Origin of the sequence: Croceicoccus naphthovorans (genome assembly GCF_001028705.1) — a bacterium.
Lineage (GTDB): Bacteria > Pseudomonadota > Alphaproteobacteria > Sphingomonadales > Sphingomonadaceae > Croceicoccus > Croceicoccus naphthovorans.
Window position 1 is genome coordinate 87,664 of sequence record NZ_CP011770.1, and the last position, 11,967, is coordinate 99,630.

An 11,967-nucleotide genomic window follows, 5' to 3' on the forward strand; every position below is an offset into this window, starting at 1 on the left:
CTGCTCCCCAAAAGCAGTCTTGAATCAGAACCGCGCAGGTTTGGGAATCCCTTTTGTCAACACAGCCTAGCAGTCTGAGGGGAAAGTTTTTCAACTACGACGGTAGACAATTGAGTGGGTGGCGGTTACGGCAGCCATCTGCGTAATGATAATTTAAGCTGCCTATTACAATAAGTTCGGAATGGTTTTGCTGCCCAACTGTGAAATTGGGCTGTATTTTACGGGGGTTTTGGAATGATTATCAGGTCGAATCGTGCTCTTGCCATCGGTGTGTCTGCCATGGCGATTGCCGCGGCATCGCCAGCTCTGGGCGGAACTCAGGCTGGCATTGGTCAGACAACCACTCAGGCAGACGTCAACTCGACACTGACAATCAGTCAGATCGGCGATGATTTCACTTTCGGTGTGGATGATACGGGTGCAACGGCAGCTGCAAACGTCAATAACGTTGCAACTGGTCAGGTCACCCAATCTGCCTCCGCCACAGGAGTGGGCACGGGGCTGGGTGACGCCAATATCGTTTTGACCAATGACGGTTCTGTGACGGTTCAGGCTCTTGCGGAGGCAAGCAATGCTGCTGGCGCTGCGACTGCAGATGCCGATATTCAGACCGGTTTCCTTCAGGTCGGCATTGGTGCTGCGAGTGCGACCCCGGTATTCGACAATAATGGCAGCCTGGCTGTCACGGCGACGGCCACGGCCGTTGCGTCTGATGGCGCTGATGCCGATGCTTATGTTGGTACAGGCATCTATCAGTCGGCCAATGCGGGCACGATGGCCAGCGCTACGCTCAACAACCCTGCTTCATCCGGTATCGTCATTTCGGCGCTCGCTGACGCTGCGGGCAGCACGGCTGATGCTTACGCGTCAATTGGGGATGGTATTGCTCAATACGCGCAGGGTGCAGATGCGGCGGCAAACATCGTCAATGACGGTGCGTTGGCCATAACTGCAACTGCAAATGCGGCGGGTACGGCAACGACCACGGGTATCGATGTTGATGCTGACGCTTATATAAATGACGGGGTATACCAGTCGGCCAGCGCTTCGACTGGTGCTGCCACGGTCAGCCTGTCAAACACCTCTTCAATCACATTGTCTGCCATTGCTGATGCTGTGAATACAGGTGGCTCGGCAGATGCCTATGCGTCTGTAGACAGCGCCCTGTCTCAGGGGGCCTATGGTGGTTCTGCGGCCAGTGCTGAGCTGACAAATGCGTCCACCGGTGCGATTGCCGTTACTGCAACTGCGCATGCATCGGGCACCAGTGCTGAGGCCGACGCTCAGAATGAATCTGCAATTTATCAATATGTGACCGCGGATGTTCAGGGTGGGACCGCCTCTGCTTCTGTAACCAATGATGGTGCGATTGATCTGACGGCTGCCGCTTCGGCCACGGCAACGGGATATGCGGATGCTGAGGCTACAGTTTCTGATGCCGTCAACCAATATGTTTACGCCTATGGTGGTGCGAGTGATGCCTCGGCTGTTCTCACGAATAATGCCACATTGACCATCGCTGCCGATGTCACTGCTGCTGGCGCGAGTGCAGATGCCTATGCATCTGTTGATGGCGGCATTTCGCAGGAGGCTAGCGCGTTTGACTCCGGCACCGTCCTCAGCGGAAATGCTGCTGTGTCGCTGGTCAATTCTTCGACCGGCGTTCTGGACTTCACTGCTGATGCATCGGCCAATGCAACGGCATCCTTTGCGGACGCCTATGCAACCGTAGAAGATGCGATTTATCAATATGCCCGCGCGGATGGTGGCGATGCATCTGCCAGCCTGACGAATGATGGTGCGCTGAACGTCGCGGCCAATGCCCTGGGTGTGTCCACCGGTAGCTCTGCTGATGCAACAGCCTATGTCGATTACGGCATCGAGCAGGAAGCTGATGGCTATCTGGGTGGGGGTGCTTCAGCGTCGTTCACCAACTCGGCTACCTACAATGTCACGGCGAACGCCGTGGCTACGGCGGCTGCCTATGCTGATGCTTACGCCTCTGCCTATGAAGCCATCTATCAGGATGTTTACACTACGGCGGGCGGTGATGCGACAGCGGATGTGGCCAATACCGGCACGATCAATGTCGCGGCTGATGCGACTGCCAACGGTGCCTCGGCCGAAGCGACGGTCTACGCGGATTATGCAATTTCGCAAAACGCTTATGCTGGCGCTTCGGGCACGATGCCGGGCGGTAACGCTGCCGTTTCGGTGACCAATGCCTCGACCGGCGTGATCAGCGTTACGGCAGATGCTGTCGCCAATGCGACGGCATCTTATGCTGATGCCTATGCCTCCAACTATGATGCCATCTATCAGTATGCGCGTGCATATAATGGTGACGCATCGGCCAGCGTAACCAATGAAGGTGCGCTGGATGTCACGGCAAGTGCCATTGCTATGTCAACCGGCAGTTCGGCTGAAGCATCGGCTGAAGTTTCCTACGGCATCTCGCAGAATGCATATGGCTATGAGGGTGGCAGTGCCTCGGCATCGCTCACCAACAGCGCGACCTATAATTTCACTGGCCTGGCGCAAGCGACCGGCGCTGCTGATGCAGAGGCGGATGCAGAGGCCAGCACGGCTGTCTATCAATATGTCCGCACCTATGAAGGCGGCGATGCCACGGCTGATGTGACCAATACCGGGACCATCACGATTTCTGCAGATGCGGCGGCGAATGGCGCCGATGCGGATGCCGAGGCAAGCGTTGAATATGGCTTTACGCAGAACGTTTATGCCTATGATTCCGGTACAACGCTGGGTGGCAGCGCGTCTGCATCGCTCACCAACGCGTCGACTGGCGTCATTAGCCTTTCGGCAGATGCTGCGGCCAATGCGACGGCATCTTTCGCAGATGCTTATGCGACGGCTTACGAAGCGGTGTATCAATATGCGCGGGCCGAAGGTGGCGATGCATCGGTTAGCATTACGAATGATGGCAGCTTTGACATCACGGCCAATGCACTTGCTGTGTCCACGGGCAGCTCTGCGGACGCAACGGCTTACAATGAATATGCATTCGAGCAGTCTGCTCGCGCCTATTTTGGTGCGGATGCGTCTGCTTCGATTGCAAACTCGGCTACGATCAATGTCACCGCAGCGGCCACGGCTACCGCGGCTGCCTATGCTGACGCCTATGTCAGTGCATACAATGCGATCGATCAGGATGTGGATTCCTACGATGGCGGTGGCAATGCCACGGCAGATGTAACCAATACGGGCAGCTTTATTGTCTCGGCAGATGCTGTTGCCAATGGTGCCTCTGCTGAAGCTACCGCCTACAATGAATATGCCATCGAGCAGGATGCCGATGCCAACAATTCAGGCACGGTGCTGAGCGGTGATGCCACGATTTCGCTGACCAATGCTTCAACCGGTGTGATCAGCATCACGGCGGATGGTGCGGCCAATGCGACCACATCCTTTGCTGATGCATATGTTTCCAACTATAACGCGATCGACCAGGATGCGAATGCGGGTGGTGGCAATGCCACTGTCAGTGTCACCAATGACGGCGCGCTGGACATCACGGCCAATGCTCTGGCTGTGTCGATGGGCAGCTCTGCCGATGCAACGGCATATAATGAGTATGCTATCGAGCAGGATGCATACGCCTATCTGGGCGGCAATGCCTCGGCTTCGATCACGAACACGGCGACTGTGAATGTTACCGCGGTGGCCACTGCATCTGCGGCTAATTACGCTGATGCCTATGTCTCCAACTATGAGGCTGCCAATCAATATGCCTACGCCATTGGCGGGGGCGACGCTTCCGTTTCTGTAACGAATAGCGGCACCTACAATATCTCCGCAGATGGCGTAGCAAATGGCGCCAGCGCAGAAGCGACCGTGTATAATGAATATGCCTTCAGCCAGACGGCCTATGCATATGACTCAGGCACGGTTCTCGGCGGCAATGCCTCGGCTTCGCTGACCAATGCTTCTACTGGTGTGATCAGTGTCACGGCCAATGCCTCGGCCAGTGCCACAACATCCTATGCTGATGCATATGTCACCAATTACGAAGCTATCGGGCAATATGTCCGCGCTGAAGGTGGTGATGCCTCTGTCAGCGTTACCAATGATGGCAGCCTGGATGTTGCATCCAATGCAAATGCCATTTCAGGCGGCAGTTCGGCTGAAGCGACGGCGTATAATGAATACGCTATCTCGCAATATGCCTATGCCCAGCAGGGTGGCAGTGCGATGGCGACAGTGTCGAATACCGGCACTTACAATGTCCTGTCCTCGGCTAACGCTGAAGGTGTGAACTACGCTGAAGCATATGCCACCGCCTATGACGCAATTTATCAGTCCGCCCGCTCTTATGGTGGCGATGCGACCGCTGATGTGACCAATAGCGGGTCGATGACTGTTGCGGTGGATGCAGCTGCCGTCGGTTCGAGCGCTGAAGCGACTGCATATAATGAATATGCGATCAGCCAGAATGCCTATGCTTACAGTACCGGCACGACGCCGAGCGGTAATGCTTCAGTTTCTCTGGCGAATGCTTCGACCGGTGTGATCAGCATTTCGGCTGATGCTACGGCCAATGCAGCTACCTATGAAGCAGAGGCCTATGCTTACGCATATGATGGCGTGTATCAGTACGCTTATTCGCAAGATGGCGATGCTTCGGTCGCATTGACCAATGACGGTGCACTCAGCGTTGCTGCAGTGGCCAACGCCGTTGGTGGTACGGATGCGAACGCCACGGCGACTATCGAATCCGGCATCTATCAATATGCCTATGCTGCGAATGGTACGGCCACGGTCGATTTGACCAACACTGGCTCGCTCGATTTCTCAGCAACGGCTCACGCGGTTGCAGGAACCTCTGGCACCAATGATAGTGCAACTGCCTATGCTACGGGCACGCCGGTAATCGATCAGTATGCCAATGGGTCAACCGTTGCGCTCAGCAACTCGGGTTCCATCAGCATTGTTGGTGCCGCGACGGCTACCGGTGATGAATATGCTCAGGCAGTTGCAGAATTCACTGGCGTTGAGCAGTACTCGACCGGCACTGACGGTTCTGTATCGTTCTCGAACAGTTCGGATGGCATGTTTGACCTGGCTGCTTCGGCAACGGCTACGGCTGATGTTGCAGATGCATATGTCTTCGTGCAGGGCGCGGAACAGCAGGTGTCGGTAACTTCATCTGCTGCGGTCAGCTTCAGCAATGCGGGGGCCTTCTCCGTGGCTGGAACAGCCAATGCAAATGGCGTGACCGCTGCAAGTGCAAGCGCCGTTGCAATCGGTGTAACGCAAGAGGCTGACGGTACGGCGCCAGCATACAGCTTTGCCAATAGCGGCACCTTCTCGGTCGCTGCTGAAGCCAACGCTGTGGCGGCTACAACCGCTACCGCTTATGCATTTGCTGGTGGTTACGGTATCTGTGTTTCGGGCGCGAGCTGCACGGGGCCGGTAAGCCTGACGGTTTCCAACTCGGGTGCGTTCTCGGTCACTGCCACTGCAACCGGCGGCACCACTGCCGAAGCACTGGGCATGTATCTGGGCGTGAACGGCACCGTGGAGGAATCGCTCGACGGTACGGTTGATAACAGCGGAGCGCTGGAAGCCTTCGCGATTGCCTCTGGCGCAACCGGCGATGTCGCCAGCGCAACCGGCCTCCACATGGAATCGGGTATCAACAATCTGACCGTGACCAATTCGGGCACGATCAGCGCATCGGCCCAGACGACAGGTGGAACTTCAACCGCCAACGCTGTTTTGGTGAGCGACTATGGTGTGGTTGTACCGGCTGGCACTGAAACCTTCACGTTGAACAATGATGGCGGCACGATCATCGCCCGTGAAAGCGTGGATGGCGGTGCAAGCTGGACGCATGGCATGGCGATCGACACCAGTCTGGCGCCGAATATGTCGGTTATTAATCTGTCCGGTGACGGTTACATCTACGGCGATATCGATATTGCCGCGGCAGATGTGATCAACCTGACGGGTGGCGAAACCGGCTTTGACGGCGTCATCAATCCGGGCATGGAACTGGAAGGTACTCTGAATGTCATGAGCGGCGGTACGCTTTATCTGATCGATGAGCCTACCGATAATCCGTCCTATGACGGCCAGGCCGCTGTCAATGTGGATGCTTTCAATCTTGCGGCAGGCGCTACCCTTGCGCTCCAGATGCCGAATGACGCAACCGGTACGGGCAGCTATCCCTTCGTGGTCGCGAATACTGCGGACGTCACGGATGCGACGCTGGAAATTCGTCCTTCGAGTTCCAACGGCCTGTATGCCGACAGCTACACATTTGAAGACGTTATCGATGCTGGCGCGTTGACGGGCCAGTTCGCGGATGTTGTGGTTTCCGGCGGCACGCCGTTGCTGACCTTCGCAGCATCCTATGACGCCAATGATAATGTCGATCTTACGATGTCACGCGTCGCATTCGATGCGATCCCGGGGCTCACGATCAACCAGGCATCGGTCGCTGGCGCTATTGAAAACGTCTACTCGAATGCTCTGACTGGCGGGTTCGCGACGATGGTTGGGAACCTGTTCACTCAGGATGCTTCAACCTACATCTCGTCACTGGATCAACTGACTGGTGCGCAATATGCAGGTTATCTGCAGTCACTGTCTTCACTGGGCGGACGTTTCAACAATCTGCTTGGTCAGGCCGGTACTTGCGCAGCCATTGCCGAGGATCGGGACACCTGCCGTAGTGAAGGTAGCGGCCGTATCTGGGGCCAGGCCAATTACGGCCATGTGAGCAAGGATGGCGACGTCGAAGCATCCAGCTACAAGGCCAACCAGTATTACATTGCACTGGGTGGTGACTTTAACGCTGGGCAGGATATCGTGGTCGGCCTTGGCGCTGCCTATGTCGATAACGGTCTGAACTTCGCCAACTATAACGGTGAAGTTGACGCTGACGGCTTCCAGATTGGTGCCTACGCCGTGTACAGCCCGGGTAACTACTACCTCAAGGCTGTGACCAGCTTCACGGATCTGAACGGTGACTCCTCACGCGATGTGAACGTCGGAACCACCGCTGGTACAGTGGTTGGTTCGCCGGATGCGCGTATCTGGGCATTCACTGCAGAAGGTGGCTATGACCTTCCCATGGGCACCTCCATCCTGACGCCTTATCTGGGCCTGGATTATACCGCTGCGAAGCTGAAGAGCTTCACGGAAACCGGTGTTGACGGTGCGAACCTGGATGTTGCTGGTGGAACGCAGAACCGCGCCGCGACCCGCCTGGGCGTCAAGTGGACCGGCAACTTCGGTGATGTTGTTCCGCAGCTGGATCTTGGCTGGCGTCACCAGTTCGGTGATAACCGTGCTGACTTTGCCGCCGCGTTTGATGGTGTTACAGCAAGCGACTTTTCCATCATCTCCCAGACTGAGAAGAAGGACCAGGCTCTGGTTGGCGCTTCGATCAGCGGGCAGCTTGGCGGCAATGTCGGCTTCCGGATTCGCTATCAGGGTCAGTTCAACGGAGATGTTGATAATCACAGCGGTGGTATCACACTGTTCGTCCCGCTGGGCGGCAAGTGATCGACAGCTGATCAGCTGAACCAAGTACAGGGGCGAGGGGGTTTTCCTCTCGCCCTTTGCATTACACATACCCGAAACTTTTTCGCTGGAAGCAGAGCAAGATGTCGCTGAAGAATGAAACCGTTACAGATCAGATGATTCAAAAAGTTCAGCAAGGTTCGCTGAATATGACTGAAGGTCAGGCCATTGCGATGGCGGGAGAGCTCTTCGGTCGCGGGAAATATGGGCAGGCCGAAAAGGTTTGCCGGCAAATCATTCAGCACCGGCCGTCGCACGCAGATGCGCATAACATCCTTGGCGTAACGTTGAATGCGCAGGGAAAAGCCAAGGAAGGTATTGCAAGCATCCGCCGCGCGATCAAACTCGCGCCGAAAATTGGCAGCTATCATGCCAATCTGGGCGAAATACTGCGTAAGAACGATAAGCTGCCCGATGCGCTCATAACTCTGATGGAAGCCGTCAAAATCGATCCGAAGAATGCGCAGGCGTTCAACAATCTCGGGATCGTTCGGTATGAGCGGAAGGAATATGACGCCGCGGTTGCATCCTATCGCAGTGCTCTCGAGATCAACCCGAAATTCCCCGAAGCATATAACAATCTGGGTAATTCGCTGCGTATGCAGGGCGACCAAGAGGAAGCTCTGTCTGCCTATCAGCAGGCCATTGCTCTTCGTGAAGTTTACCCTGAAGCATATAACAATCTGGGGACTTTGCTACGCGAGCAAAAAAAGATTGATCAGGCCGAACACGCGCTGAAGAAAGCGATTCAGCAAAATCCGGGTTACATTGAGGCCTATAACAATCTGGCGGCTGTGCACCATCTTGAAGGGAAGGATGTTGATGCATTGCGCCAGTTGGCGGAAGCCCTGCGCATCAATCCGCGCAATGCGGCCAGCCTGGTCTTGACCGCACGCATCCAGTTGAAGCGCGCCAATTACGAAGCATGTGAGAAAGCATGTCGGATCGTCCTGCATGATGATCCGTCAAATGCGGAGGCACTGACTGTTTTAGGGCAGTTGCTGCATGATCTGGATCGATATGAACAGGCGCTGCAGGTGCTTGAAAAATCGATCGAACTGGAACCGGATAATGCCGAGGCCAGAAGTTTCTACGGCGTCGTTTTGAAGTCGGTTGGTCGCATGGATGAGGCGCGCGAAGAGATTTTGAAAGCGCTGGAACTCAACGACACACTTTATGCGGCATATGCGAACCTGAACGACCTGGTTGATTTTGCGGAAGAAAAGGAACTTTTTGACCGCATTGAAGCCACGATGGAGGCGATTGAAGATCAGACTGCGGACAGGGTTCTGCCGCTGCACTATGCCTACGCAAAGGCGCTGGACGATGTTGGCCAGCATGAAAAGGCGCTGGAACATTATGTTGCGGGTGGGAAGCTGAAGCGTGCGTCTCTCAATTACGATGAAAAGGAATCCGCTGCGTTCCTTGAAAACATCAAAAAGACATTCAACGCAGAGATGTTCGCCAACCGCCCCTTCAAGGGAATATCCAATGATAAATTGATATTTATCGTCGGGATGCCCCGTTCCGGCTCGACCCTGGTTGAGCAGATAATTTCCAGCCATCCGGATGTTTTCGGCGCGGGTGAGGTCAAATATCTCAGCAATGCCGTTCACCTTCTGCGGGACCGCTTCCCCGGTCTGTCGCGTTATCCCGAGATCGTTGGGGAGCTGAATGAAGGACAGTTTGAGATCCTGGCGGATTCCTATCTGTCGAAGATTTCTCAATCGGCAGGCGATGCGAAGAAAATCACTGATAAATTGTTGACCAATTACTTCTTTGTCGGACTGATCCACCTTCTTTATCCAGAAGCCAAGATCATCAATACGCGGCGGGATTCTGCTGATAACTGCCTTTCGGCATTCACCAAATTGTTCAAGGACGACATGCCGCACAGCTATGACCTTGGCGAGCTGGGGCGGTATTATATGCGGTATGAAGGCCTGATGGACCATTGGACCAAGGTTCTTCCGGAGGGTGTTATGCATACTGTTGTGTACGAAGATGTGGTGAACAACACTGAACCGACAGTACGTGAGTTGATCGAATTTTCCGGCCTTGGCTGGGATGACGCTTGTCTTGAGTTCCACCGATCAAAACGTCCGGTCAAAACTGCCAGCGTCGCCCAGGTGCGCAAGCCAATCTACAAATCTGCGGTTGAGCGCTGGCGCCGATATGGGGCGGGATTGCAGCCGCTTCTTGAAGCGTTGGGCAGGGCGTAAAACTCGTTATCTGAAGTGCCGGTAAGGGCACACTGTCCCGAGCCAAGCCGGCAATGGCTGGACCCAGTTGACGTTGACATTGAACTTGTCGGGTTCCTGTGACGTGACCCCTGAATTTTGGACCGTTTCGAGTTAGAGTTTTCCGCCGTAGACATCCTTGGCTGGGCGAGGAGTTACGGCATGAAGGCATCGAAGTTCACGGACGCGCAGAAGGCGTTCGTTATCAAGCAGGGTGAAGAAGGGACGCCTGTGGCGGAGATCTGCCGGAAGGCAGGCATCAGCCAGGCGACTTACTTCAACTGGAAGAAGAAGTACGCGGGGCTGATGCCATCGCAGATGCGACGGCTGCGCGATCTGGAAGATGAGAACGGCCGGTTGAAGAAGATCGTCGCCGATCTGACGCTGGACCGCGAGATGCTGCAGGATGTCATCAAACGAAAGCTCTGAGGCCGGATCGCAAGCGCGAGATTATCGACGCGGTACGGCAGGACTGGCAGGTGACGATCCGCAGGGCATGTGCGGCTTTGCAGTTTGATCGCTGACCTATCAATACCAGTCCCGCCGAACCGATCCGGCCTTTCTGAAGAAGCGCATCAAGGAGATCTGCGAGACGCATGTCCGTTATGGCTACCGGCGGGTGTATTACATCTTGCGCCGGGACGGGTGGGCCGTGAACCTGAAGAAGGTCTACAGGCTTTACAGGGAGTTGGGCCTGCAACTGCGGAACAAAACACCCAAGCGGCGGGTCAAGGCGAAGCTGCGGGAGGATCGTGCGCCGGCGAACAGGCCGAACGATGTCTGGGCCATGGACTTCGTTCACGACCAGCTGGCGACGGGGCGCAAGCTTCGCATCCTGACGGTGGTTGACACGTTCTCGCGGTTATCGCCGGTGATCGATCCACGGTTCAGTTATCGTGGCGAAGACGTGGTCGCCACGCTGGAACAAGCATGCAGGAAGATCGGCTATCCGAAGACGATCAGGGTAGACAATGGCAGCGAGTTCATCTCTCGAGACATGGATCTGTGGGCTTACCAGCGCGGTGTGACCCTGGACTTCTCCCGCCCTGGCAAGCCCACAGACAATGCGTTCATCGAGGCGTTCAACAGCAAGCTGCGCAGCGAATGCCTGAACGCTCACTGGTTCCTGAATCTGCAAGACGCTTGCGAAAAGCTGGAGGCCTGGCGTAGACACTACAACGAAGAGCGACCGCACAGCGCGATCGGGAATATCCCCCCGATCATGCTGGCAAACTCAGCCGGTGAGACCAGCCCACGGTTCTGAGAAAGGCGGAAAAATCCAGACCCAAGTGGTCCGACGTTGGGTAGCAGTGCACAACAACCGCCCGGCTCTAATCCCAGCTGGGGGAACGCTGGGGGTCACGTCACCACGAACTTCTGGCGCGCAGCCCTGGCGAAATGACGAACGCCGCACCGGGGACGCCATGGGAAATCCTGCCCGTGCAAGGGCGCGCGCCGGTTGCCTATGTCGAGGCAGCCGCATCGCCCAGTATCACGTCATTCTCGCTCTACTGCGAAAACGGCAGGCCCTATATGGCGATGCTGTTGAACAAGCCTGCCAGCAGCCAGCGGAGCACCGTGACTTGGAACTTCGCGGGCGGACTGGTCGACATTCCAGTGCAACGGGCGAACAACGCCGGCACCTACTGGGTGGGCGGAATCACCGGAACACCGCTGCTTCAGCAACTGCTCACCCAAAAGGGTATGGTATTCCTGCGGATCGACGGCAGGCTTGAGGGACAAGCTTCACTGATCAATGCCCCATCGACACTGCGTGCGGCGCTGCGACAGTGCGTGAAACTGTAATTTCCGTCGCACTCCATGGGGCGATTCCGGGCGGAATCGATCGTGTCGACCGTGGACGGGCCCGCATATGGAAGCGGATCATCGAGCCGCAGGCGCACCCAAAATCGGCGGAGAAATTACCATCAGTCATTTTACGCTCGAAATACTGGCTCAGGCCTTCCGCAGTGGGGAGAAGAGAGCACACCCTACCCCTCACCGGGAGTCGATCTTTGGCGTAAGATATTGATCTGCAATACCTTTGTCCGTACGCCCCGAAATCCCGCAGAACTGACCATTGGTCACCGCGCTGACCACTGGTGACCAGCTGCCCCAACCCTCTGACAGCAAACGGATATCCACGCTTGAATTTGCAGCTTGTTCTATCTATGTT

3 protein-coding genes and 1 pseudogene are annotated in these 11,967 nt (G+C 55.9%); all 4 read left to right on the forward strand.

The features are described 5' to 3' along the window. Positions 1 to 279 precede the first annotated feature (279 nt). The 4 genes and pseudogenes from AB433_RS00445 to AB433_RS00465 all read left to right on the forward strand — a co-directional run bounded on the left by AB433_RS00445 (position 280) and on the right by AB433_RS00465 (position 11,597). On the forward strand, positions 280 to 7,533 hold the full coding sequence (locus AB433_RS00445) for an autotransporter outer membrane beta-barrel domain-containing protein (protein WP_156170627.1): 7,254 nt from the start codon (positions 280 to 282) through the stop codon (positions 7,531 to 7,533). 101 nt (positions 7,534 to 7,634) lie between these two features. Then, a complete protein-coding gene (locus AB433_RS19250; protein ID WP_066561085.1) occupies positions 7,635 to 9,773 on the forward strand; it encodes a tetratricopeptide repeat-containing sulfotransferase family protein in 2,139 nt (712 codons plus the stop codon). Positions 9,774 to 9,953: 180 nt separating this feature from the next. Beyond that, positions 9,954 to 11,055, forward strand: a pseudogene (locus AB433_RS00460) (IS3 family transposase). Positions 11,056 to 11,189: 134 nt separating this feature from the next. After that, positions 11,190 to 11,597 carry a hypothetical protein gene (locus AB433_RS00465; protein WP_047819505.1) on the forward strand — a complete coding sequence of 136 codons (408 nt, stop codon included), beginning with the start codon at positions 11,190 to 11,192 and terminating at the stop codon, positions 11,595 to 11,597. Positions 11,598 to 11,967 lie beyond the last annotated feature (370 nt).

Coding starts and splice junctions, on each gene's coding strand:
- AB433_RS00445 (WP_156170627.1), top strand. CDS start 280: ATGGCGATTGCCGCGGCATCGCCAGCTCTGGGCGGAACTCAGGCTGGC.
- AB433_RS19250 (WP_066561085.1), top strand. CDS start 7,635: ATGTCGCTGAAGAATGAAACCGTTACAGATCAGATGATTCAAAAAGTT.
- AB433_RS00465 (WP_047819505.1), top strand. CDS start 11,190: ATGACGAACGCCGCACCGGGGACGCCATGGGAAATCCTGCCCGTGCAA.